The 24,342-nt window shown below is 73.9% G+C and carries 15 protein-coding genes and 1 other RNA gene; 7 read left to right on the top strand and 9 right to left on the bottom strand.

Going from position 1 to position 24,342, the window contains the following annotated elements; translation table 11 throughout:
- Nucleotides 1-78 precede the first annotated feature (78 nt).
- From HNR23_RS06455 to HNR23_RS06445, 3 genes are all read right to left on the bottom strand, one after another.
- Nucleotides 79-993: an ABC transporter permease gene (locus HNR23_RS06455; RefSeq protein ID WP_343070444.1), complete on the bottom strand. Its 915-nt coding sequence runs from the start codon at nt 991-993 to the stop codon at nt 79-81.
- A complete protein-coding gene (locus HNR23_RS06450) occupies nt 990-3,992 on the bottom strand; it encodes an alpha/beta fold hydrolase (protein WP_343070443.1) in 3,003 nt (1,000 codons plus the stop codon). The genes HNR23_RS06455 and HNR23_RS06450 overlap by 4 nt, the downstream gene beginning before the upstream one ends.
- A 158-nt stretch (nt 3,993-4,150) precedes the next feature.
- A complete protein-coding gene (locus tag HNR23_RS06445; RefSeq protein WP_184079980.1) occupies nt 4,151-5,182 on the bottom strand; it encodes a ferrochelatase in 1,032 nt (343 codons plus the stop codon).
- 126 nt (nt 5,183-5,308) lie between these two features.
- On the opposite strand from HNR23_RS06445, the gene HNR23_RS06440 reads away from it, so the two are divergent.
- Nucleotides 5,309-6,610: a D-arabinono-1,4-lactone oxidase gene (locus HNR23_RS06440; RefSeq protein ID WP_184074467.1), complete on the top strand. Its 1,302-nt coding sequence runs from the start codon at nt 5,309-5,311 to the stop codon at nt 6,608-6,610.
- A gap of 62 nt (nt 6,611-6,672) precedes the next feature.
- Here HNR23_RS06440 and HNR23_RS06435 read toward each other — a convergent pair whose 3' ends face one another.
- Nucleotides 6,673-7,749 (bottom strand): hypothetical protein, encoded by a 1,077-nt coding sequence (locus HNR23_RS06435; RefSeq protein WP_184074465.1) that lies wholly within the window; start codon nt 7,747-7,749, stop codon nt 6,673-6,675.
- Between the two features lie 534 nt (nt 7,750-8,283).
- Between HNR23_RS06435 and sepH the strand changes: the two genes are divergently transcribed.
- Nucleotides 8,284-9,363, top strand: a complete 1,080-nt coding sequence (gene sepH / locus HNR23_RS06430) for a septation protein SepH (RefSeq protein ID WP_184074463.1) — start codon at nt 8,284-8,286, stop codon at nt 9,361-9,363.
- A gap of 46 nt (nt 9,364-9,409) precedes the next feature.
- On the opposite strand, the gene HNR23_RS06425 is transcribed toward sepH, so the two are convergent.
- Both HNR23_RS06425 and HNR23_RS06420 read right to left on the bottom strand, forming a co-directional pair.
- A complete protein-coding gene (locus tag HNR23_RS06425) occupies nt 9,410-11,281 on the bottom strand; it encodes a PH domain-containing protein (protein ID WP_343070442.1) in 1,872 nt (623 codons plus the stop codon).
- A complete protein-coding gene (locus HNR23_RS06420; RefSeq protein ID WP_184074461.1) occupies nt 11,278-11,739 on the bottom strand; it encodes a PH domain-containing protein in 462 nt (153 codons plus the stop codon). The genes HNR23_RS06425 and HNR23_RS06420 overlap by 4 nt, the downstream gene beginning before the upstream one ends.
- A gap of 320 nt (nt 11,740-12,059) precedes the next feature.
- Here HNR23_RS06420 and HNR23_RS06415 point away from each other — a divergent pair, with 320 nt between their 5' ends.
- On the top strand, nt 12,060-13,040 hold the full coding sequence (locus HNR23_RS06415; RefSeq protein WP_184074454.1) for an ATP-binding cassette domain-containing protein: 981 nt from the start codon (nt 12,060-12,062) through the stop codon (nt 13,038-13,040).
- 106 nt (nt 13,041-13,146) lie between these two features.
- Complete coding sequence (locus HNR23_RS06410; protein ID WP_184074446.1) at nt 13,147-13,974, top strand: ABC transporter permease; 828 nt, start codon at nt 13,147-13,149, stop codon at nt 13,972-13,974.
- Between the two features lie 108 nt (nt 13,975-14,082).
- Here the strand turns inward: HNR23_RS06410 and HNR23_RS06405 are convergent, their stop codons facing one another.
- Complete coding sequence (locus HNR23_RS06405) at nt 14,083-17,388, bottom strand: BTAD domain-containing putative transcriptional regulator (protein WP_184074444.1); 3,306 nt, start codon at nt 17,386-17,388, stop codon at nt 14,083-14,085.
- Nucleotides 17,389-17,687: 299 nt separating this feature from the next.
- Between HNR23_RS06405 and HNR23_RS06400 the strand changes: the two genes are divergently transcribed.
- The 3 genes from HNR23_RS06400 (at nt 17,688) to HNR23_RS06390 (ending at nt 23,415) form a co-directional block, all read left to right on the top strand.
- A complete protein-coding gene (locus HNR23_RS06400; protein ID WP_184074442.1) occupies nt 17,688-18,239 on the top strand; it encodes a YbhB/YbcL family Raf kinase inhibitor-like protein in 552 nt (183 codons plus the stop codon).
- A gap of 452 nt (nt 18,240-18,691) precedes the next feature.
- Nucleotides 18,692-20,752 (top strand): chromosomal replication initiator protein DnaA, encoded by a 2,061-nt coding sequence (locus HNR23_RS06395; protein ID WP_184074440.1) that lies wholly within the window; start codon nt 18,692-18,694, stop codon nt 20,750-20,752.
- A 335-nt stretch (nt 20,753-21,087) separates the two neighbouring features.
- Complete coding sequence (locus HNR23_RS06390; RefSeq protein WP_184074438.1) at nt 21,088-23,415, top strand: SulP family inorganic anion transporter; 2,328 nt, start codon at nt 21,088-21,090, stop codon at nt 23,413-23,415.
- 114 nt (nt 23,416-23,529) lie between these two features.
- Here HNR23_RS06390 and HNR23_RS06385 read toward each other — a convergent pair whose 3' ends face one another.
- Nucleotides 23,530-23,676: a hypothetical protein gene (locus HNR23_RS06385; RefSeq protein ID WP_184074436.1), complete on the bottom strand. Its 147-nt coding sequence runs from the start codon at nt 23,674-23,676 to the stop codon at nt 23,530-23,532.
- A gap of 206 nt (nt 23,677-23,882) precedes the next feature.
- Nucleotides 23,883-24,265: RNase P RNA component class A (gene rnpB / locus HNR23_RS06380), an RNA gene on the bottom strand.
- Nucleotides 24,266-24,342: the final 77 nt, after the last annotated feature.

The raw sequence follows: 24,342 nt of genomic DNA, 5'->3' as shown, positions 1-24,342 counted from the left end.
GACCCTATCGGGAGCGGCCGCCCGCGGCCCGGCCGACCGGTGAGCGGCGGACCGCCGCGGCCACCGCCGACACGGCCGTCAGGAGACCACGTCCTTGTCGCGGAAATGCCGGAACGCCCAGGCGACGAGCACGGTCGCATACGAGAACGACACCGCCGCCCCCTGCACCATCCCGTCCCAGGGCAGTTCGGGGCGCAGCGCGTCGGTCCAGGCGAACATCCAGTAGGCGGGGAGGAATTCGCGGATGGCGCCGAGCGCGTCGACGGCCTCCAGGATGTTGGACATGATGATCAGCGCGACGGCGCCGCCGACGGCTCCCAGCGGCGAGTCGGTGGCCACGGTCAGCGCGAACGCGGTGCCGGCGACCACGAGCAGCGCCACCATCAGGTAGCCGACCACGATGCCGATCCGCATCAGCGAGTCGGCGACTCCGGGATCGGGTCCGCCGACGGGCAGCTCGATCGGCTGCCAGCCGTAGACGAGCCCCCCGGCCAGCAGCGACATCAGCGCCAGGGTGAGCACCCCGGCGGCGCTGAGCCCGAGTGCGACCACCAGCTTCTGGCGCAGCAGCCGCATCCGCGGCACCGGCGCGGCCAGCAGGTAGCGCAGGCTCGACCACTCGGCCTCGCTGGCCACGGTGTCGCCGCAGAACAGCGCCACCACCACGACCAGCAGGAAGCCCGCGGAGACGTACAGCGTGAACACGGTGAAGTTGAACGCGCCGGTGGTGGCCAGGTCCAGTAGGTTCCACCTGGAGGCGCCCCCGCCGTCGTCCCCGCCGTCCACGGCGAACGCGGTCACCAGCAGCCAGGGGAGCAGCAGCAGGAACCCGAACGTCAGCAGGGTGCGCCGACGGCGCAGCTGGCGGCTGAGCTCCACCCGCAGCGGCAGGGTGTGGCGGACATGGCGCTCGGCCTCCGTCGCCGTGCCGGTGGCACCGGCGTGCCGCAGCGCGGCCTCGTTCACCGTGCCGTCCGATGCTCCTTCCTTCACGACCGCTCCCCCGCCTCCGTGTCGCCCCTCGCGCTCGCCCGCCCGCTCGTCTCCGCCGCCCCGGCGATTCGGCCCTCGGCACCCGGCGGCGGCGGTTCCGCTCGCTCGCCGACTCGCCGCTCGCCGGCCGTGATCAGGGACAGGAACGCGTCCTCCAGACGGCGCCGCGGCACCACCCGGTGGACGTCGAGGCCCGATGACACGAGCTCGGCGACGAGCCGGGCGACCCCGCCCTGCCCCTCGCGCAGCCGGACGACCAGGCCGTCCTCGGCGGGCTCGGCCTCGGCGACGCCGTCGATCGCGCGGACGCGGTCGGCGACGGCCGCCGGGTCGTCCACGCCGACCAGGACCGCGTCCCCCTCGCCCACGATGTCGGCGACCGGGCCGGCGGCGACGTGCCGCCCGCGGTCCATCACGACGACGTGGGTGCAGGTCTGCTCGACCTCGGCGAGCAGGTGGCTGGAGATGATCACGGTGCGGCCGGTGGCGGCGTAGGCCACCAGCACGTCGCGCATCTCGCGGATCTGGGGCGGGTCGAGCCCGTTGGTGGGCTCGTCCAGGACCAGCAGGTCGGGCAGGCCGAGCATGGCCTGGGCGATGGACAGGCGCTGGCGCATGCCCTGGGAGTAGGTGCGCACCGGGCGGTCCAGCGCCTCGCCGAGAGCGGCGATGCGCACGGCCTCGTCGACGCGGGACTCGCCGAGCGGGCGGCCGGTGGCACGCCAGTACAGCTCCAGGTTGGCGCGCCCGGACAGGTGCGGGAGGTGGCCGGGCCCCTCGACGAAGGAGCCCAGTCGGGCCAGCGCCGGGGTGCCCGGGACGACCTGGTGGCCGAAGATGCGGATGTCGCCCGCGTCCGGGCGCACCAGTCCCATGAGCATGCGCAGGGTCGTGGTCTTGCCGGCGCCGTTGGGCCCGAGTAGCCCGAGTACCTGGCCGCGCTCCACCCGCAGCGAGAGGTCGTCGACCGCGAGGTGGCCGTTGGGGAACCGCTTGGTCAGGCCGTCGATGCGCAGCGGGACGTCGGCGAGGCCGGGGTCGGCCGGCGCGGGCCCGGACCGGCGGCGGCCGAGCAGCAGCAGGGCGGCGGCCACGATGACCGCGGACAGCGGCAGCGCCCAGGTCCAGGCGGGCAGCATCGCCCGGGGGGTGACCAGGTCGGGCTGGAGCGGGAGGGTGAGCCCCGCCTGGGTGTCGGGCAGGTCGACGGTGTAGGTCGCGGCGGTGTCGGGCTGGGCGTAGGCCATGTCGCCGGTGCTCACCGCGAGGCGCAGGGAGTGGCCCTCGGCGAAGGTGTGGTCGATGGCCGGGAGGCGGACCTCGACGTCGGAGGGCCCGTCGCCGAGGGAGACGCGGAAGGGGGCCACGAGCTGGCGCGGAAGTGTGGCCATGCCGTCGGGCGTGACGTCGTAGACCTTGGCGAACAGCACGGCCTCGGCGGGGGCGTCGTCTCCGCCCCCGCCGACGCGGACGGTGACGGTGGGTGCGCCGGTCACCGTGAGGTCCTCGTCGAGGGGGTCGGAGGAGAAGACCGCCGTCTGCCCGGGGATGTCCACGGCGATCCCGCCCCCTCCGGGCAGCCCGCCGCCCAGGCGGCTCAGCGCGCCGAGGCCGGGCACCGAGGAGAGCGCGGCGGGCGATCCGCCGGGCGGGGCGACGATCTCCTGCGGGCCGTCCTGGCCGCGGGCGGAGCCGGCGGGGGCGAGTGGCAGGGTGTCGGTGTCGGTGCCCTCCAGGCCCGGGTAGTCCTCGGCGCGCGCCGCCCGGGGGACGGTGCCCTGCCGGGTGGACCGGCCGCCGTTGCTGACGTGCTGCGGGCGGGTCACCGAGAACCCGGTCTCGGCCTCGTCCGGGCCGTCGCCCCGCAGCCAGGCGTCGAACCAGTCCCGGATGGCGTCGGCGGTGTCCCGGCCCTCGGGTTCGGCGGCGTCGTGGCCGCCCTCGGTCCACATGACGTCCAGTGGGACGCCGTTGTCGCGCAGCGCACGGGCGGTGGCGTCGGCCTGGTCGAGCGGGAACAGGGTGTCCTGCATGCCTTGGACGAGCAGGGTGGGGGCGGTGATGTCGTCGACCGCGGAGGCGGGGCTGTTGCGGTGGAGCAGGTCGAGCATGTCCGCCGACGGGCGGCCCTTCTCCGCGGCCTCCTCGTACATGGCGCAGAAGTCGGCGCGGAACCGTCCGCAGCGCACCGATCCGGTGTCGGCGTCGGGGGCGGGGGCGGGGGCGTCGGCGTCCGAAGCGCCGCCGCGTGCGCCGCCGCCGTCCGGGTCCTCGCCGGGTGTGCCGGGGGCGCCCGGGCCGACCAGGCCGCCCAGCCCCTCGGGGTCCTGGGTTCCCGCGCTGCCCGCGGTGAACAGCAGCCCGGTCCACATCTGCTTGAAGACGCCGTTCCCGGGACCGCCGCCGGAGGCGTCGGGGAAGAGCGCGTCGGCGAGGTCGTGGTAGGTGGAGCGCGGGGCGATGGCGTCGATCCGGTCGTCGGCCCCGGCCGCGAGCAGGGTGACGGCGCCGCCGTAGGATCCGCCGGTCATGCCGACACGCGGGTCGCCTTCGCCGTCCAGCCGGATCTCGGGGCGCTCGGCCAGCCAGTCGATGAGGTGCGTGACGTCGGCGACCTCGTAGTCGGGGTCGTTGAGCCCGATCCGCCCGCCGGAGGCCCCGAAGCCGCGGGCCGTCCAGGTCAGCACCGCGAACCCGGCCTCGGCGAGCTCGGCGGCCTCCTCCCGGCTGGTCTCCTTGCTTCCGGCGAAGCCGTGCGCGACGAGGATCGCCGGGACGGGGCCCGGTGCGTCGTCGGGCAGGAAGAGGCTGGTGTCGAGTCCGATGGCGGTGTCGCCGCCGGGCTCTTCCGGAACCTCGATCACCTGGTCGATCACCCGGTAGGAGGGGTCGTCGGCACCCGGTGCCACCGCGGTGGCGGTGGCACCGGCCACCGCCACGGCCAGGATCGCGACCGGAACGGTCACGCGCGGACGGACGCGCGTCAGCCAGGCTCTCACGCGATGCATCGTAGCCGCCGCCCGCGGAAACCGGCGGTCGGCGGGGGCGTCATCGCAGGCCGCGCCCGGGACACGCCGGGCGCCCGCCCGCGCGACCGCGAGGTCACGGCGCCGCCCCCGGGCCACCGGTGATGCTTCTCACAGCGCTCCTCCGCCGGTCATCGTGGTGCGCAGCAGGTCGCCGAGCCTTCGGGGCAGCCGGGCAGGTCACTCAGGCCGACGCGCTCGGCGCCCGTCGCGCGCTCGGTGACGAGCTCGCGCGCCATGGCGACGAACTTCGGGTGGGTGCCAGGGCTCAGCGCGCGCTCGAAGGCGATGCCCAGACGGCGCGCCGTCGCCACGGCCTCGTGGTCGAGGTCGTACTTGACCTCCATGTGGTCGGAGACGAAGCCGTGGGGCACGGTGACGACGGCGGTCACCCCCTCGGCGGCGAGCTCCTCCAGCCGGTCGTTGATGTCGGGCTCCAGCCAGGGCTGGCTGGGCGGCCCGCTGCGGCTCTGGTAGACGAGCTCGTAGTCGTGCCCGCCGCCCAGGCGCTCGGTGACCAGGCGGGCGACCTCGGCCAGCTGGGCGGCGTAGGCCCCGCCGGGCCCGTAGCCCTGCTCGGGGTCGCCGCTGGCCTCGGCCATGGCCGTGGGGATGGAGTGCGCGGAGAACAGCAGGCGCGCCCCGGCCCGCTCGCCCTCGGGGAGCCGGTCCAGCGCCGCGCGGGCGTACTCGACCAGGGGCTCGATGAACCCGGGGTGGTCGAAGAACGGGCGGATGAGCTCGATCTCCGGGGCGTCGGGGCCGACGGCCGCGCGCGCCTTGGCGATGTCGTCGAGATAGGCGCGGTGGCTGGAGTAGCTGCAGTAGGCCGAGGTGGACAGCGCCACCGCGCGGCGGACCCCGTCCTTGGCCATCCGCGCGACGGTGTCGCCGAGCATCGGCTCCCAGAACCGGTTGCCCCAGTAGACGGGCAGGTCCACCCCGTTCGCGGCGAAGTCGGCGCGGATCGCCTCGATCAGGTCGCGGCACTGCTGGTTGATCGGGCTGACACCGTCGAACAGGTAGTAGTGCTCGCCGACCTCCGCAAGCCGCTCGCGGGGGATGCCGCGGCCGCGGGTGACGTTCTCCAGGAAGGGGATGACGTCGTCGACGGCCTCCGGGCCGCCGAAGGAGATCAGCAGAAACGCGTCGTAGGGCCTCATGGGTTCCATGTAACCAGGCTGCGGTGGCCGCACCGCCCCGGGTCGGGGTCGACGGCGCGTTGCGAACGTCACCGGACGCCGGGTCGCCGCCGCACCGCCGAACCGGGTTCGGTACGGTGCCGAAGTATGACCAATGTGTTGTGGACCACATGGCCCGGGACACACCGGGCACGGCCGCGCCGGATGGAGGCACCCAACACCACCGGCGACGTCGTCGCGGCCGTCCGCGCGGCCGCGGCGGCCGGGAGCCGGGTCCGGATGGTGGGCTCCGGGCACTCCTTCACCGACGTCGCCGTCACCGACGGCACCCTCCTCTCCCCCACCTCCCTGACCCGCGTCCGCGACGTGGACCCCGCCGCCGGGACCGCCACCGTCGAGGCCGGAATGCAGCTGTGCGATGTCAACGAGGCGCTGCACGCGCACGGCCTCGCCCTGGCCAACATGGGCGACATCGCCGTGCAGACGGCGGCCGGCGCCATCCAGACCGGGACGCACGGCACCGGCCGCGACCTGGGCGGGCTGGCCGACCAGGTCGTCGGGATGGAGCTGGTCCTGGCCGACGGGACCGTGGCGGCCTGCTCGGCCGAGCAGGACCCCGATCTGTTCCACGCCGCTCGGGTCGGGCTGGGCGCGTTCGGCGTCGTCACCGCGCTGACCCTGTCGGTGCGCCCGTCGTTCCTGCTGCGCGCCCGGGAGATCCCGCTGCCGCTGGACGCGGTGCTGGAGAACTGGGCGCGGCTGCGCGCCGACAACGATCACTTCGAGTTCTTCTGGTTCCCGCACACCGGACGCACCTACACCAAGCGCAACAACCGTGTCGGCGGCCCCGCCGATCCGGTCGGGCCGTTGCGCGCCTGGCTGGAGGACGAATTCCTGTCCTCATCGGTCTTCGAGTGGGCCAACCGCGCCGGGCTGCGGGCGCCCGCGGCGATCCCGGCGATCAACCAGGTCGCGGCGCGCGCCCTGTCGGCGCGCGCCTACACCGACACCTCCTACCGGGTGTTCGCCAGCACCCGCCGGGTGAAGTTCGTGGAGACGGAGTACGCGATCCCCGCCGAGCACGTCGCCGACGTGCTCCGGGAGATCCGCTCCATCATCGACCGCCGCGACCACCGCATCGGCTTCCCGATCGAGGTGCGCTTCGCCCCGGCCGACGACGTCTGGCTGTCCACCGCATACGGCCGCGACACCGCCTACGTGGCCGCCCACGTCTACCGGGGCGCCCCCCATGAGCGGTACTTCGCCGATTTGGAGGCTGTCTTCACCGCGGTGGGCGGGCGCCCGCACTGGGGCAAGATGCACACCCGCGACCGCGCCTACCTGGAGTCGGTGTACCCGCGCTTCGGCGACGCCCTCGCGATCCGCGACCGCGTCGATCCGGACCGCAGGTTCACCAACGCCTATCTGGAGGCCGTGCTGGGGCACTGAGGGCGATCCGACCCTGCGCGGCCGACGGTCCGCGCCCCGCGGCGGGGCGCGGACCGCCTTGGTCAGCCGGCGCCCGGGGAGGGCGCGGAGTTCGGGGCCCGCTGGTCGGTTCCGCCGTCGGCTCCGCCCGAGCCACCGGTGCCACCGCCCTGCTCGCCGCCGCCCCCGGTCCCACCGGAGCCGCCGGTGCCACCGTGCTCGGTGCCACCACCGGTGCCTCCGCCGGTTTCGCCTCCGGTTTCCCCGGTCCCGCCATCGCTCGACCCGTCGGAGCCGCCCGTGCCGCCGTCGGTCCCGCCGTCGGTCCCGTCGTTCCGGTCGGTCGTTCCGCCGGTTCCCGGGTCGGGGGTCGCGCCGTCGTGCTGCGTCGTCCCGCCGTCCTGCCCGCCGGTGTCCGGGGTCGCACCCGGGTCCGGGACATCGATCCCGGTGTCGGCGGACCGGCTCTGGCCGCCCAGGATGGTCGGGCCGGAGCGGACGTCGTTGCCCTGGACCGTATCGCTCAGCGTCTTGCCGGTGAGCAGCTCGATCGCCAGGATCACCGCCATGACGGCGACGAACACGACGGCAGCCGGAATGACGATCGCGCGCCACCGCTGCCACCACGTCCGCTCGTCGTCGATGTCGGACCCGTCGGCACCATCAACGGCCCCGGCATCCGGCCCGGCCGACCGCTCCTCCGCCGCGGCGCCGCCGACCGCGGGCATCGCCCGGGTCGCAGCGGCGTCGGCCGCCGGATCCGCTGCTGCGGGCATGGCCAGCGCCGCGGTCGCGGCGTCATCGATCGCGTCCGCCACCGGCATCGCCCGGGTGGCGTCGGGGTCACCGCGCACTTCGGTGACCGGGGCCACCGCGGTGGCCCCGGTCACCCCGCCCGCGGCGGACCCCTCCCGGTCGGTGGGCGCCAGCTGGGTCCGCTCGGCCAGCTCCTTGGCCTTGTCGCCGCTCTGCTTGACGAAGTGCTGGATCACGGCGCCGCCGACCGTGCTCATGACGCTCATGGCCGCGGCACCGCCGATGGTGCCCCAGACCCCCAGGTACGACGCCGCCGAAGCGGCGCCCAGCGTAGCGAGGCCACCACCGACGACCTGGGACACGCTCAGGTCGATCCGCTTCTTCTTATCCTCGCCCTCGCTCAATCCTCCCCCCTCCGGCGCCCCCTGGCGCGCTTCGGGCTGCTCGTTGACCACGGGGGGTTTCGGCTGGACCGCAACACGTTCTCGCGGAGTCAACCGACTCCACCCCATCCATAACCGGACAACTTACGCGAAGAGCACTAATGTTCCGATAAATGTCAGAGATTGGATCAATCACCCTGTGATCTCGATCGGCGTGTCGGGTTGCGCCACCCTCCGGACGCAGTGGCGCCCTGCACGCCCCTGCGCCCTCGCCGGGGCCACCGGGGGGCCGCGAGCCGCGGTCGGACCCGGCGTGTCGAACACCGCCCCGACCGAAACCCCGGCCCCAGTCCTCGGCCCCCGGTCCACTCCCGTGTCAAGATGGCACGATAGGAGCACCACGACGCTCGCGGCGGCGGCACACGCGCCCGCAGGGTCGCCCAACAGTTCGGACATGCCGCGCCCGGTACTGGCCGAACAACCGGTTGTTGTTGAGACTGAGAACATGGGGGATGGCCGAGGACCCACCCTCGACGGGACGCGAAAGGGAGGGCGATGCAGGAGCTTCGCCTCGTTGCCGTGAGTGAGGACGGCACCTACCTGGTGCTGGCGAGCGCCGGCCGTGGAACCCGTTTCATGCTGCCCGTCGACGACCGTCTCCGCGCCGCCGTTCGCGGCCAGTTCTCCCGACTCGGCCAGTACGAGATCGAAGTGGAGAATCCGTTGCGCCCCAAGGAAATCCAGGCCCGGATCCGCTCCGGTGAGACAGCGGAGGCGATCGCCGACCACGCGGGAATCCCCATCGAACGCGTGCGCTGGTTCGAAGGCCCTGTCCTCCAGGAACGCGAGTACATGGCGCAGCAGGCCCAGCGGGCCTCCGTGCGCCGCCCCGGCGAGTCCGCCCCCGGACCGGCACTCGGCGACATCGTGGCCGAGCGCATCGGTGCCCACCAGCTGGAGACCGGCGACGCCGCCTGGGACTCCTGGAAGCGCGAGGACAACACCTGGCAGATCAAGCTCGCCTTCTTCCTCGCCGGTGAGGAGCGGGTGGCCCACTGGGTCTACGAACCGCGCCGCCGGAGTGTGACCCCCGCCGACGAGGAGGCGCTGCGCTTCAGCGACCCCGACGCCGAGGAGCCGATGGACCTGGGCGCGGTAAGCGCGAACGTCACACCGTTCGTGCCCCGCCGCCAGGAGGCGGCCGCCGAGCCCGCGCCGGAAGCCGCCGACGGCCCGCTCCCCTCCCCGCTGCCGGAGCGCCCCGCTCCGGCCGGTCGACTTCCCATCACCGCCGAGCATGTCCGCCCCGCTCCCGCCGCCGCGGAGGAGAGCGCGCCGCCGGTCGAGCACGGGGCCGCGCGTGAGGCGGAGCCGCCGGCCCGCCCGGAGCGCCCCGAGATCAGCCGCCCGACCCGGGCCCGCCCCACGATCGACCCGCTTGAGGCACCGGCCATCCAGCGCCCCGGCTCCGCGGACCGGCCGGAGCCCCGCCGCCGCAAGGAGCCGCCGCTGCCCGCGGCGGCGGCCGGTGCGGCGGCCGCCCCGCAGCCGCCCAGACGCAAGGGGCGCGGGCGCCGCGCCTCGGTTCCCTCCTGGGACGAGATCATGTTCGGGTCGACCAAGAAGACGGACTGACCCGGGACTCCGGTGCCCGGGGCCGCGCCCCGGGCACCGCTCACGTTCATGCGGAGCCGGCGGGCCCCCTGTCCGGTGCCTGCCCGTCTCCCGCGGACCCCGCCCCATCCGCGGGCCGGTCCTTCGGCCCCTTGGCCCGGCCGTCGGCTCCCCCGGGCCGACGCAGGAACGGCTCCACCATCTCCGGCGTCACCCCGGCCGCGAACAGCACCGACTCGTCGAACCCGGCGTCGATCGCGGTGCAGGCGCCATCGCCGGCCCCCACCGTCGCGTCGAGGTCGGCCAGGCCCGACCACCGCTGGAACACGCTCTGCCGCCAGGTCCACCCGATCACCGCCGCGCGCTGCACCACGGCCTGCTCCCGGCTGATCGACCCCGAGCGCACGCTCACCAGGCGGCCGTCGTATCCGTGCCCCAGGGACCGGTACCGGTCGATGCCCAGCGGGACGCCCGCCAGCGCCAGCAGCGTGAACAGACCCGCCACCCAGGGCATGTCCAGCGCCCAGGCGACCGCCGCCGCCAGGGCGAAGGGCATCACCGCGCGGAACAGCCGCCGCCCCAGGGCCGCCCTCGGGTGCCCGATCAGCGTGCCGCGGAACGGGTCCAGGGCACGCTCGACGACCTGCAGCACCCGGGTGCGGTCGCCGATCGGCAGCAGCACCGCACGGGTGGCGGTCTCACCCAGTCCGGTCACGATCGCGCGCAGCTTGACCGCGTCGCGCAGTCGCTGCAGCGGGTTGTCGAGCAGTTCGTAGCCGCGGATCCGGCGGTGCTCCAGGGTCACGCTCTGCCGGGTGAGCAGCCCGCGCTCGGCCACCAGCGAGGAGTCGCGCCGCAGCAGGGTGAACCGCCAGTAGGTGATCGCGTAGGAGATCACGGCGGCCACCGGCATCATCAGCACCAGCACCGCCAGCAGCAGCACCGCCAGGAGGAGCAGCACGGTCACGCCGACGTCCCGCAACCACAGGTAGGTGAGGTGCGCGGCGTCGCCGCCCTCGGTCCCCGGTGAGACGTCGATGGCCTGGCCACCGAAGCCGAGCAGCGCGGCCAGCGCGACGAAGGGCGTCAGCAGGTAGCCCAGGCTCAGCACCGCGTAGAAGTACCACGACGGCGGCATCACGAAGTAGACGGTCGGCGCGACCCCGGCCCCGGCGGCGACCTGCGGGGCTCCGGCGGGACCGGCCCCCTCGGTGGCCCCGTCGGCGCTGTCGCCGCGCAGCACGGCGCGCCGGTGCAGCAGGACGGTGCGCAGGCGCTCGGCCTCGGCCGCGGTCACCGCGTCGAGCTTGCCCTCTTCGCTCTCCCCGCCGCCCGAGGCCGCCTCGATCTTCACGACGGCCAGGCCGAGCATGCGGTGCAGGGGCTGGGCGGTCACGTCCACGCCCCGGATGCGCTGCAGCGGGATGCTGCGCCGGGACCGGCTGATCAGGCCCCGGCGGATCTCCAGGCGGTCGGTGCCGACCTGGTAGCGGAACGTCTTGTAGGTGATGACCCCGGCGATCAGCGTGGCGATGATCGCCACCAGCGTGCTGCCCAGAACCCACGGATTGAGGTTGAACGTGCCCGCCACCAGCGCGATGAGCAGTGGGACGGCGAAGCTCCTCAGGTAGCCCATCGGTGCGGTGAGCAGTGTCAGCGGGCTGAGCCGGTGCCACGGCTCCGGCTCCGGCTCGGCCTCGGGGCCGCCCGGTCCGTCTTCGTCGGCCGCGGACGGCGGCCCGTCCCCGGATGCCGGGCCGGGGGCAGCCGCGGCGGCCGGGTCGCGCCCGGGCTCCGGCGCGGTCCCGGGCCCGTCCTGCACCCTCTCCTCGGCCGGTCCGATGGCCGGTTCCGCGGCGTCCGGCCGCTCGGCGCGCGGCTCCTCGGGCGCCGGGGCGTCCCCGAAGTCCTCGTGCGCGCGGCGGTCCTCACCGTTCACGTCGCATCATCCCGCAGCTCACCGGCGCGCACGGCCAGCTCCTCGGAGATGCGCCGCGCCTCGTCGGCGTCCAGGCCCTCGATGGTCGAGGACCCGGCGTGCGAGGCGGTCTGCACCTCCAGCGTGGCCACCCGGAACATCCGCTCCAGCCAGCCCTGGGTGTGGTCGACGGTCTGGATCCGGCTCACCGGCACCAGCTGCCAGGCCCGGTTGAGCCAGCCGACGCGCGTGTAGATCATGTCGGCGGTGATCTCCCAGCGGTGGACCCGGTAGCGCCAGCGCGGCGCGATCGCGGTCTTGGCCGCGGCGTAGACGCCGTAGAGGACCGGGATCCACCACGCGTTCTCGGCGAGCCACCCCGGGATCCAGTCCCAGCCGACCCAGGAGATCCCCAGGGCCGCCGCGCCCAGCACGGCGAGCATCACCACCGACTCGATGGCGATGGACAAGCGCCACATCGGGACGGCCCGAGGTGAGACGCGGTGCGCCGGAGGGCGCAAGGGCGACGTAGAAGAAGACGGAGACACTGCCACAGGCCCGAGTCTACGGCTCCGCGGCGCCGATCCCCGTGTGGAAAACGGCGGTAAAGGATCAGAACAGCGGGCAATCCGGATCAACCCCACGGTGTTGTGCCATACACGGCCGCCCTCCGCCCCCGAGGGTGCGGAACCCGCGTGAAAACCGCGACAGCGGGGTGTCAGGCCACCGGATACCGATATCAGCGATTTGTCAGTACCTGCGGTGAAACTGGGACCTGTACATGCCGATTGGAGGACGAATGACTGACGCCATCCGAACGGAAGGCCTGGTCAAGGAGTTCAAGGGGCAGACCGCCCTGGGCGGGGTCGACCTCGTGGCACGCACGGGAGCCGTGCTGGGTGTCCTCGGTCCCAACGGCTCCGGCAAGACGACCACCGTGCGGATCCTGTCGACCCTGCTGCGCCCCGACGGCGGACGCGCCACCGTCGGCGGGTTCGACGTGGTCACCCACCCCCACGAGGTACGCCGCCTCATCGGCCTGACCGGCCAGTACGCGGCGGTCGACCAGGACCTCACCGGCACCCAGAACCTGGTGCTCATCGCCCGGCTGCTCGGCTACTCGCGGCCGAGAGCGCGGGCGCGCGCCGCCGAGCTGCTGGAGCGCTTCTCCCTGACGGACGCGGGCGACCGCGCCGCCAAGACCTACTCCGGCGGCATGCGGCGCCGCCTCGACCTCGCGGCGAGCCTGGTGGGGCGGCCCAGCCTGCTGTTCCTCGACGAGCCGACCACCGGCCTGGACCCGCACAGCCGCAACGAACTGTGGGACGTGGTCCGCGGGCTCACCGACGACGGCGTCACGGTCCTGCTGACCACCCAGTACCTGGAGGAGGCCGACCAGTTGGCCGACGACATCGTCGTGCTGGACCACGGCCGGGTCATCAGCCGGGGCACGCCCGACGAGCTCAAGGCGCAGGCGGGCACCCAGGTGCTGCAGGTGCAGCCGGTCGACCTCGGCCTGCTGCCGAAGGCCGCGCAGATCGTGGAGGCGGTCACCGGCTCGGAGGTCCGCTCCTCGCAGGCCGTCGTCAGCGCCGCGGTGACCGATCCCTCCGTCCTGCCCGAGGTGGTGCGCCGACTCGACGACGAGCAGGTCCCGGTCGCCGAGCTGACGCTGCGCAAGCCCAGCCTGGACGAGGTCTTCCTCGCGCTCACCGGCCATCCCGCCGACGATATCCCCTCCGGCGCCGCGGGCCCGGCGCCCGAACGGACCGGAGCCTGATGTCCCCGACCGCAGTTCCCCGTACCGCACCCGACCCGACCACCGGAGAGGAGGGAGGGGCGCACACTCCGCGGCCATCGGCCGCGACCCGCGCTCCGCACCCCCGATGAGCGCCGTGACCACCCAGGAGCGGCCGACCCCGCCGTCCGGACCCAGCGTGGCGGAGCGGATCACCCCCGTCTCCGCACTCCACCACGGCGCCTTGCTGACCTGGCGCAGCCTGCTCAAGATCAAGCGCAACCCCGAAGAGGTCCTCGGCCTGACGTTCATGCCGATCATGTTCGTCGCGCTGTTCGTCTTCGTGTTCGGCCAGGCGATGATGGGCGACTGGCAGGTCTACCGCGACTTCATCATCCCCGGCATAACCGCGCAGTCGGTCATCTTCGCCACGATCGGCACCGGCGTCTCGCTCAACACCGACATCGAGAAGGGCATCTTCGACCGCTTCCGGTCGCTGCCCGTGGCCCGGTCGGCCCCGCTGACCGGTGCCATCCTCGGTGATCTGGTCCGCTACGCGATCACCGTGGTGATCGTGCTGCTGGTCGGCGTGGCCATCGGGTACCGGCCCGCCGGCGGTGTTCCGGGCGTTCTGGGAGCGTTCGCCGTGGTCATGGTGTTCGCGTTCGCACTGTGCTGGCTCTCCGCGTTCGTCGGGCTGCTGCTGCGCACGCCGATGGCCGTCAACATCTTCGGGACGCTGTGGATGTTCCCGCTGACGTTCGCCAGCTCGACCTTCGTCGATCCCGACATGATGCCGGGCTGGATGTCGGCGTTCGCCAAGATCAACCCGGTCACCCACGTGACCGACGCGATGCGCGGGCTCATGGAGGGCGGCCCGGTGGCCGGACCGCTGATGTGGACCGCGGTGTGGACCGTCCTGCTCATCGCGGTGTTCTTCCCGCTGGCCACCCGCGCCTACAAGCGGCGCGCCTGACCCGGGCGCCCGCCGACCGCAGCGGGCCCTTGCGGCGGTCCCGGCGGCCGCGGGAAGGGCCGCCCGGGCGCCCCCGCGACCCCCGGGATCAACGCGAGGGGCGTGGCGTCAGTGCCGCTCCGCCTGTTCCAGCCACGCGCCGACGGCCGCGATGACCTTGTCCGTCGCCGTGGCCGCGCCGCCGTCGTACGCCTGGGCGAACCCCGCGTCGCCCAGGCGTTCGCGCGCCCGATCCCGGACCCGGCCGACCCAGGGATCGGTCACGTGGGGCAGTCCGCGCACGGCTTCCGCGTATCCGAGGAGGGTCGCGGCGCGCTCCGGGTCCCGCCCGACCGTGAGTTCGGCGAGGCACTCCAGCACGCAGGCCGTCTGCTGGGAGAGGAAGGTCGGAGGCAGCGTCGCCCAGGCCTCGCGCGCGTGGTGCCACGCCTGCTCCTCCTCGCCCAGGTCGGCGCAGGCGGCGGCGACCAGGCTGTGCCACAGCGGGCCCAGGTAGGCGCGCATGACCGTCGACGATCCGGTGACGGCCTCGCCGACGTCCAGCAGCAGTTCGCGGCTGCGCGCGGGCGCGCCCGCCGACCGCTCCACCTCGGCCTCGCCCATGTGGAGCACGACGCGGTTCTCCCGACTGATCCCGACGAGCTCCCGGGCCTCCGCCAGCGCGCGGCGGGCGTCGTCGAACCGGCCCATCCGCGCCCGGCTCCCGGCCTGGCGGGCCTTGAGCCCGCGGATCAGGGCGGTCAGCTCCAGCTCCTCGGCGAGGTGGCAGGCCTCGTCGAGCAGAGCGAGTTCCCCCTCCAGGTCGCCGTACCGGACGAGGTCGGAGAGGATGATGATGCTCTGCGCCATGCCCCACCGGTCGCCGACCTCGCGGAACTCCTCCAGGGCCGCGGTGAGCCGGTCCCGGGCCATCCGCGCCCGGCCCGCGGACATCGCGAGGATCCCGACGAAGGCCCGCGTGGTGGCGCGCAGCCAGGGGTCCTGGCGCTCGGCTCCGGCGTCCAGGCGCCGCATGGTGCCTTCGGGGTCGTGGCCGAACATGGCCAGCACGATCGGGACGAACACCAGCGCGCGGTGGTCCTCCGGGCGCTCGCCCACCCCCTCCAGGACCTCCGTGATACGCAGAAGGAGCCCCTCGTCGATGTCGCCGCCGCCGAACGCCACCATGAACAGGCACTCGGCGTAGGAGATCTCCCGGCCCGCCGGCGGGGTGTCACCGATGAGCCGCAGGATCTCCGCCGACCAGCGGCCCGGCTCGGCCCAGTCGTCGGTCATCTGCCAGTACCACTGGGCGACGTGGCTGAGGTCGAGGGCGAGGTCGGTGTCGCCGCTGTCCAGTACCCAGCGCAGCGCGGCGGAGAAGTCGTCGTGCTCGGCGCGCAACCGCGACACCCAGGTCAACTGGTCGGCGCCGCGCAGGTGCGGGTCGGCCTCGGCCCACAGCTGCAGTATGTGGTCGGCGTGGGCCCGCCGGACGGCGGCTTCCTCCCCGCTCTCGGTCAGCCGCTGGGACCCGTAGGCGCGCACGGTCTCCAGTTGCCGGTAGCGGGGTTCGGCGCCGTCGTGGGCCGGACCGTCGGATACGACCAGTGACTTGTCGACGAGCGCGAACAGGACCGACCACACGTCCCTGCCGCCGATCGTGTCGCCGCGGCCGTCGCCGCACACGCGGGCGACCGCCTCCAGGGTCGCTCCCCCGGCGAACACCGACAGGCGGCGCATGAGCGTGCGCTCCGCGTCGTCCAGCAGCTCCCAGCTCCAGTCGACCACGGCCTGAAGGGTCTGGTGGCGGGGCAGGGCGAAACGGCTGCCGCTGGTGAGCAGCCGGAAGCGGTCGCTCAGGCGCGCCGCCAGCTGGGCCACCGGCATGACCCGCACCCGCGCGGCGGCGAGCTCCAGTGCCAGCGGCATGCCGTCGAGTTCGCGGCAGATGCGCACGACGTGCTCCACGTTGGCCTCGTCGACGGCGAACCCGGGCGTCACGGCGGCCGCGCGCTCGACGAAGAGCCGAACCGACGCATAGGAGCCCGCGCGCTCCGCGGGGGTCCGCTCGGGCGGCAGCGCGAGCGAGGGCACCGGCAGCAGCCGCTCCCCGGCCAGGGCCAGGGGCTCCCGGCTGGTGGCCAGGATGCGCAGGCCCGGGCAGGCGGCCAGGAGCCGTTCGATGAGCCGGGCGGCGTCGATGATGACGTGCTCGCAGTTGTCCAGGACGAGCAGCAGCCGCTGGTCGGCCAGGAACTCGACGATCCGGTCCACGGGGTCGTCGAGCCCGGAGGACGCCGGTGCGCCCCCCAGGGTCCGTGCCCACAGTTCACGCAGTCCGAGCGCCCCGAGGACGGCGTGGGCGATGTTCGAGCCGTCGTTGACCGGGGCGAACTCGACGAACCGGACGCCGTCGGCGGCCAGGTCGGCGCGGTGCTCGGCGAAGCGGGCGCCGGTCTCGATGGACAGCCGGGTCTTGCCCGCGCCGCCGGGCCCGATGAGGGTGACCAGGCGCTCGCGGCACAGCTGCCCGACGGCATCGCGGACCTCGTCCTCGCGCGCGATGAAGCTGGTCATGACATGCGGCAACCGGGTGACGGCGGCACGCCGGCCGTCCGCGGCGGCGGGCCTGTGCGCCGGATCCGGCGCTTCGGGGGGCGCGGCCGGTTCCGCGGCGCCCTCGGACCCCTGCGGTTCCAGTTCGCCGCGCAGCAGCCGCAGATGCAGTTCGCGCATGTGCTCGGAGGGATCGATGCCCAGCTCGTCGGCGAGCCCGCGGCGCAGCCGCTCATAGGCGGCCAGCGCATCGGCCTGGCGTCCACATCCGGCCAGCGCGCGGATGAGGAGTTCGACCGGCTGCTCGCGCAGGGGCTCGCGGGCGACCAGCGCCTCGATCTCCGGCAGCGTCTCGGCGTGGGCGCCCAGGTCCAGGGCGATGGCCAGGCGCTCGGCGGTCGCGGCGCGGCGCAGCCCGTCCAGCCGGACGATGATGTCCTCGGCGCCGTCGGGACCGCTGAGGTCGGCCAGGGCGGGACCGCGCCACAGGTCGAGGGCCTCGCCGAGCAGCCGCTGGGCGGTGCGCGGGTCGCCGTCCGCCCGAGCGCGCCGGCCGCGCTCGACAAGGGCGTCGAACTCGTGCAGGTCGATGTCCTCGGGGCGGACGTCCAGGCGGTAGCCGGTGGCGTCGCCGTGGAGGGGCGCCCCGTCGCCCAGGACCCGCCGCAGCCGGGAGACCAGCGCCTGCAGGGCGTTGCCCGCGCTCGCGGGCGCGTCGTCCCCCCAGATCCCGTCGATCAGCCGCTCGGTGCCGACCGTGCGGCCGGGGTCGAGCAGAAGCAGCACCAACAGGCGGCGCAGGCGCGCGCCGCCGATACCGATGGCTTCGCCCGCGTCGTCGCGGACCGTCGCTGGGCCCAGAATGGAGAACCGCACGCTCCTATGATCGCGGATAATCGAGTGCGGCCGGTGTGCGCGGGATGTCCGCCCGACGCGAACAGCGGGCCGCCCATGCGGTCGTGGCGGTCACCGGCGTCCGGCGCATACATATGTACAGTCCGCGTATGCGCGGCCAGCGTCCGCGCGGACCGCAGTATGGTTCGGGGGAACCCCCGCGCAGGACGCCCGCCGCCCACCGGCGGCTCCCGAGCGGAGCCACCGATCTTCCGTCCCCGTCGCCGATCACCCATCGCTGGAGCCCCATGTTCTCGGTCGCACCTCACCGTTCAGCCCGCATGTTCCCGCAACGGACAGGCGCGCGGCGGTGGTCCGCCGCGGCGGGCGGGGCGCTGGCCCTGCTGGCGGCGTCCGGCTGCGCGGGGCTCGTCCCGGGGACCAACGGCGAGGTCAGCACCGACATCAATGTGACCAGCACGATGGTCAAGGAGGGCGATCCGCTGCCCGACACCTACACCTGCGAGGGCGAGGGCGTGTCACCGCCCCTGCAGTGGTCGGGGCTGCCCGAGGACGCGGAGTCACTGGCGGTGGTGGTCGACGACCCGCGCGGCGCGACGGTGCACTGGGTGCTCTACGGGCTGGACCCGCAGCTCGCGGAGATCCGGCAGAACAGCGTTCCGCAGCCGGGGCACACCGGGCGCAACAGCGAGGGGCTGGCGGAGTACGCACCGCCGTGCCCCGGCGAGACCCACACCCACGATGTCCGCTTCACCGTCTACGCGCTCGACAGCGAGATCGGCCTGGGCGACGACGCGCCGCTGCAGGAATCGCTGGAGGCGATCGCGCAGCGGACGATCGCGCGGGGTACGCTTACGGCTACCGGTGAGTAGCGGAATGCTCAACGAGCAGAGCCTTCCCCCATATCTGCCGATTGTCCGCATTTCGCCGCCGTCTTCTCCTGGATCACGGGAGTTGTCCCCGGTCGCCCACTGCACCGACAGCACAACTAGGCATAAAGTGGGGCCGTGCCCCCCGTCGATTCTGTAATGACCGATTTCATGCAGCATGCCGCAGCGCACCGTCCCGCCCCGTCCCAGGCGGGCCTCGGCCACGGGTCGCCCCTCCCCCGGCGCCCGAAGCAGCGCTGCGGCAGCCGCGGGATCCGTGTCCCCGCCTCAGCGGATCCGCGTGACCGACGCCGCGGGCGACGCGAATCGAATCCGGAGTTCTCCCACCGTCTGTGGCCCGTTGCGCGCGGCTCCGCCCGCTCCGGCCACGTCACCCCCGCCGGTGGCACCTCTGTCCTCGTAACGGCCACGGGCCCAAGGGTGGTGCATTCACCATGACCGTCGCGATCATCTCCATCATCGCGATCATCGTCGTACTCGTCGTGCTCGTGCTCATCCTCCTCGGCATGCGGGCGCTGAGCGTCGGCAACACCAGAGACGACCACGACGACGACTATGACGACGGCTACTCCTACGACGGCGCCGAGGACGACCTCGGCGACACCGACGACGAACCCGCGCCCCGCGGCCGCCGCCCACGCGGCGAGCGGGGCTCCGAGCCCTCCCGGGGGTCGCGACGCCCCCGCTCGCGCCGCGGACGCGACGACGACTGGGGCGACGACTCCGACGACCTGTCCGACAACGACTTCTGGTCCAGCCTCTCCGACGACGACGATCCCGACCGGGAACCCGCCCAGCGCCCGGAGCGGGCCGGACGGCGGGACACCCGCTACGAGTCCACCCAGGCGATGGAGGCCGTCCTCGACGGCCCGGAAGACGACGAGGACGACGAGCCGCCGGCCCCCCGGCCCCGCGGCCGCCGCTCCCGCCACGAGCGAGAGGCCGAACCGGCCTCGGCGTCCGCCGCGCCTTCCCCGTCCGCCAAGGACACCGGCGACTTCGCCAACCCCGACCTCGCGGTGCTCGCCAGCCTCGGGCAGGGTGGCGCCCCGGCCCAGCCGACCGCGCCGGCGGAGCCCCCGGCCGCCGCTCCCGTCGAGCGTCCCGCGCTCGGCGCGGCACCCGCTGCGGACGACGACCCGCTGAGCGGCCCCCTGCCGCGGACCCGCGACACCGGCCCGACCCCGGCCGCCCCCCCGGCGGCGCCGACGACCCCCGGTCGGCCCTGGTCCCCTGCGGCCTCCCCCCTCGGCGGCGACACGCGGGACTCCGGCGCGTTCTCCCGCGATCCGCTGGGCACGCCCGGCGCCTCCGGCGGCCCGGCCCCCTCCTCCTACGACACCGGCTCGCACACGCGAGGCTCCGCCTACGGCGGTCCGGGCTCCTCCTACGACACCGGCTCCCACACCCGCGGCCCCGGCTACACCGGGGCGTCCTACGACAGCGGGGCCACCGCGCCCGCGGCGTCCTGGGACAGCGGGGCCTCGCCGTACGACACGGGGTCCCACGGCCGCGGCTCCGCCTACGACACCGGGTCCCACGCCCGACCGGGCTACGGTCCGGGGGCGCAGCCGCCCTCGCCGTACGACACCGGGTCGCACTCCCGGGACTCCGGCTACGCCTCGGGGTCCGCCTACGACACGGGATCGCACGTCCGCGGCTCCGCCTACGACACCGGATCGCACAACCGGCCCGGCTACGGCGGATCGGCGTACGACCCCGGGATGCCGACCGCGGGGGCGCCCGGCGGTGACCCGCTGAGCGACCCGCTCGCCCCCTCCGGGCGGCCGGGTTCCGACGCCCCCTCCCCGATCTGGTCCAGCATGGACACCGGGACGCACGCGCGCCCCGCCCAGCCGTCCTCCTTCCCCCAGGGCGGGGGCGCCGCACCGTCGCCCCTGCCGGGCGAGGCGCCCTCCCCTTACTCCACCGGATCGTTCTCCCACTCCGCCTACGACACCGGAAGCTACGCGCGCCCCGGCGCCCCGGACGCTCCCGCGCCGCCGCCGGAGCCCTCCGGCCCCGGCTCCTACCCGCCGGGCGGCGGGTACGGCTACAACGGCGGCACTCCGGCCACCCCATGGGACCCCGCCGGATGGGGCGGGGCCACCGGTGAGCAGCCGTCGATGGCGCCGCAGACCGGGTTCGAGCCGCCGGCACCCCGTGACACCGGTACCTACGGCCCGCCGTCCTACGGCACCGGCTCCTACCCCCGGCCGGGTGATCCGGGGGCGGGCGGTCCCGCCGGCCCGGCCTACACCGATCCGCAGCCGCGCTATCCGGGCTACTCCGACGTCCTCGGCGACTACAGCCGGGGGGCGGCGGACCAGACGGGCGGCTACCCGCCGGTCGGCTACGAGGCCCCCAGCGGCGAGTGGCCGTCCTACCGCGACGCGCACCCGGGCCACCGCGACGCCGCGGACGGCGCTCCCCCCTACGACCAGGGGGGTTACGGCTACGGTTACGGCGGTCCCGGCGACGACCGATTCCGCTGAGCCCGCCGGGCGGGCACCGATCCTCCGCGGAGGGGCGGGGCGCTGTCAGCGCCCCGCCCCTTCGCCGTCACGGGGGCGTTCCGGCACGGTCCGCCGCCGCCTCCCGTCGGAGCTGCGGGATCCGGCAGGAAAATTGGTGATCAAGATCCTACGTCCGACGGCACCGGCGCGGCCAAAGTTAACTACATTTAGTTGTTGACAGCATTCGTTGAGTAACCGAATCGCTGGATTCCCGGAGGAACCGGGCATCCCCCTCCACCGGTGTCCGCGATCGGGCCTCTCCGAAAGGCGGCTGTCCCAGAGCGCCATTTCGTTTGACCCAATCGGGGGTATGCATGCGTCACGACGCCCAGGGACCGGTACTCGACCCGCAGGAGACGACGGCTCGCCCGCTCTCCCGGCTCCGCTCCATCCCGTTACCGAGCTCGCCGATGTCCGACGTCGCCGCCTCCCTGGTGGTGTTCCTCGTCGCCGTCCCGCTGTCACTGGGCATCGCCGTCGCCTCGGGGGCGCCCCTGGTCGCGGGAATCATCGCCGCCGTCGTGGGCGGCATCGTCGCCGGAGCCGTCGGCGGCTCGGCGGTCCAGGTGAGCGGCCCGGCCGCCGGGCTCACGATCATCGTCGCCGACCTCGTCTACACCTACGGCTGGCGGGTCACCTGCTTCATCACCGTGATGGCCGGTGTGGTCCAGCTGGCGCTGGGCGCCTTCCGCATCGCGCGGGCGGCGCTGGCGGTCTCCCCCGCCGTCATCCACGGCATGCTCGCCGGTGTGGGGTTGACCATCGCGCTGGCCCAGCTCCACGTGGTCCTCGGCGGCGCACCGCAGAGCTCGGCCATCGACAACATCGCCGAGCTACCCGGCCAGATCGCCAACAACCACACCGGTGCCGTCGCCGTCGGCGTCCTCACCATCGCCACCATGTTCCTGTGGGGGAGACTGCCCGCCATCGGCCGACTACGGCCGAGCCGCGTGCCCGCGGCGCTCGTGGCGGTGGTGGCCGCGACGGCCTTCGCCGCCTGGGGCGGATGGAACCTGGAGCGGGTCACCCTGCCCGACTCACTGGCCGACGCGTGGGCGGGGCCGATCCTGCCCCAGGCCGACCAGGTCCACGGCGTCGTCATCGCCGTGGCGGCGGTCGCCATGGTGGCCAGCGTGGAGTCCCTGCTGTGCGCCATCGCGGTGGACCGCATGCACGACGGCCGCCGCGTCCGGCTCGACCGGGAGCTCGTCGGACAGGGCGCCGCCAACATCGGCAGCGGCGCGCTCGGCGGACTCCCCGTGGCCGGGGTGATCGTGCGCAGCACCGCCAACGTGCAGGCCGGCGGGCGCACCCCGCTCTCGACGATCCTGCACGGCGTGTGGATCCTCCTCTTCGTCGCGCTCTTCGCCGGCATGGTGGAGCTCATCCCGATGGCGGCCCTGGCCGGGCTGCTGGTCTTCATCGGGGTGCAGATGGTCAACCTCGCCCACGTGCGCGACCTGCGCCGCCACCACGAGTCGAGCATCTACCTGATGACCCTGGTCGCGGTCGTGGTGCTGGGGCTCCTGGAGGGCGTGATCATCGGGTTCGCCCTGGCCCTGGTCCTCTCCCTGCACCGCCTCACCCGGGTGGCGGTGCACACCGAGCGGCGCGGCGACCGCCACCACGTGGTCGTCCAGGGGTCCCTGACCTTCCTGGGCGTGCCCCGGGTGACCCACGTGCTGCGCAACATCCCGCCCGGCACCTCGGTCGACCTCGACCTGCACGTCGACTTCATGGACCACGCCGCGTTCGAGTCGATCCACGCCTGGCGGGTCGACCACGAGCGCACCGGCGGGTCCGTGGACATCGACGAGGTCCACGAGAACTGGTACGAACGCAGGTCCCGGCACGTTCCCCCGTCGGGCAAGACCTCGCCGGACGGGCTGGCGCGCTGGTGGGCACCGTGGGGGCTGCGCGGCTACGACCACGCCGACACCGCCTCCGGGCTGCTGATCACCGGCGCCCGGGAGTACCACGCGAGCACGGCCGGGCGCATGCGCTCGCTGATGAGCCGCCTGGCACTGGCCCAGCACCCGCGGGCGCTGTTCATCGCCTGCGCCGACTCGCGGGTGGTGCCCAACCTCATCACCGCCAGCGGGCCGGGCGACCTGTTCACCCTGCGCAACATCGGCAACCTGGTGCCGCCGAACGGACGCGGGGACGACTCCGTGGGGGCCGCGATCGAGTACGCGGTCACGGTACTGGAGGTGCCGTCCATCGTGGTGTGCGGCCACTCGCACTGCGGTGCGATGAAGGCGGTCCTCGACGGCGCCCACGAGGACCCGCCGGACCCGCGGATGGACCATCTGCAGCGCTGGCTCTCCAGCGGCGCGTCCGGGCTGCCCCGGTCCACCGCCCTCCTCGGCGAGAGCATGCCGACACCGTCCCCCGCGGCGGTCCGGATACTGTCCCAGGCCAACGTGGTGCGGCAGCTGGAGAACCTGCTCACCTACCCGGCCGTCCGGCAACGGGTGCAGGAAGGGCGGTTGGAGCTCACCGGGCTCTACTACGACCTGGAGACGGCCGAGGTGCACGTACTAGACGAACGGCTCGGCGAGTTCGTCCCGGTTCCGCAGGAGCGGATCCCCGGGCCCCGCACCGAGGCCGAGCCCAGACCGGGCGAGCGCTCACCCGCCTGACGGGGCGGCCGACCGCCCGGTCGGCTCCCCGCAGCACGCGACACCGGCCGGGCGGCCCGGATCTCCGGGCCGCCCGGCCCCGTTCCGCCGGTATGGCGCGGTCGGCGCGGGGGTCTACCCTTCGGTGGGTCCGCTCGGCTCGTCATCGCGCCCGTCATCCTGCACTTCGGTGGTGTGGTAATAGGCGAGCGAGACGATCGTGACGATCACGATGATGGGGAGACCGAACATGATCACCCAGAGCACGGGAGAGTCCAGCATGTACCGACACCTGATTCGCAAGCGACGCCGGCTCGACGCGGTTCCGACCCCGCACGCCGGCTCGGTGGGGGGCGGGCGCTGTCCAATCTAGCGGTGATCACCCCCGGCTCACGCCCGGCTTCCGCCACTCCGCAGGGGTTTCGCTGCCCGTACCGGCACTCCCCCGGCCTGCGGCGGCCGACCACGGCCGCAGAGGGGCGTACGAGGGGAAGAGCCGGCCGATAAGCCGGATTCTGTCGGTCCCGGTGGGACCGGACGGCCATCCATCTGGGACTGCCGTTGCCGACAGCCTCGGTGCGGTCAACCCGCGGACTCGGGCGGGCCGCCCTCGATCATCCGCGCGGAGGACCTTGCGGTCCCCCTTCTCGACCTTGCTCCGGGTGGGGTTTACCTAGCCGACCGGATCACTCCGGCCGCTGGTGGTCTCTTACACCACCGTTTCACCCTTACCACCGCACGCGGTGGCGGACTGTTCTCTGTGGCACTGTCCCGCGGGTCACCCCGGGTCGGCGTTACCGACCACCCTGCCCTGTGGAGTCCGGACTTTCCTCGACACCGCGAACGGCGCCGCGGCCGTCTGGCCGACTCTCCCCTGTGCCGCCCATTCTACGGCGGTCGCGGGGGTCCTTCCGCCCCGCGCGCCGGGCGCGGGGGCACCGCTCCCGG

Source organism: Nocardiopsis mwathae (genome assembly GCF_014201195.1).
Classification (GTDB): domain Bacteria; phylum Actinomycetota; class Actinomycetes; order Streptosporangiales; family Streptosporangiaceae; genus Nocardiopsis_C; species Nocardiopsis_C mwathae.
Note: the sequence above shows the minus strand (reverse complement) of the source record. Positions and strands in the feature narration are given on the sequence as shown.

What these genes read in the sequence shown, in the direction of transcription:
- HNR23_RS06445 (WP_184079980.1), bottom strand. Translation starts at nt 5,182, where the DNA reads ATGAGGCCCTACGACGCGTTTCTGCTGATCTCCTTCGGCGGCCCGGAG.
- HNR23_RS06440 (WP_184074467.1), top strand. Translation starts at nt 5,309, where the DNA reads ATGACCAATGTGTTGTGGACCACATGGCCCGGGACACACCGGGCACGG.
- sepH (WP_184074463.1), top strand. Translation starts at nt 8,284, where the DNA reads ATGCAGGAGCTTCGCCTCGTTGCCGTGAGTGAGGACGGCACCTACCTG.
- HNR23_RS06420 (WP_184074461.1), bottom strand. Translation starts at nt 11,739, where the DNA reads ATGTGGCGCTTGTCCATCGCCATCGAGTCGGTGGTGATGCTCGCCGTG.
- HNR23_RS06415 (WP_184074454.1), top strand. Translation starts at nt 12,060, where the DNA reads ATGACTGACGCCATCCGAACGGAAGGCCTGGTCAAGGAGTTCAAGGGG.
- HNR23_RS06410 (WP_184074446.1), top strand. Translation starts at nt 13,147, where the DNA reads ATGAGCGCCGTGACCACCCAGGAGCGGCCGACCCCGCCGTCCGGACCC.
- HNR23_RS06400 (WP_184074442.1), top strand. Translation starts at nt 17,688, where the DNA reads ATGTTCCCGCAACGGACAGGCGCGCGGCGGTGGTCCGCCGCGGCGGGC.
- HNR23_RS06395 (WP_184074440.1), top strand. Translation starts at nt 18,692, where the DNA reads ATGACCGTCGCGATCATCTCCATCATCGCGATCATCGTCGTACTCGTC.
- HNR23_RS06390 (WP_184074438.1), top strand. Translation starts at nt 21,088, where the DNA reads ATGCGTCACGACGCCCAGGGACCGGTACTCGACCCGCAGGAGACGACG.
- HNR23_RS06385 (WP_184074436.1), bottom strand. Translation starts at nt 23,676, where the DNA reads ATGCTGGACTCTCCCGTGCTCTGGGTGATCATGTTCGGTCTCCCCATC.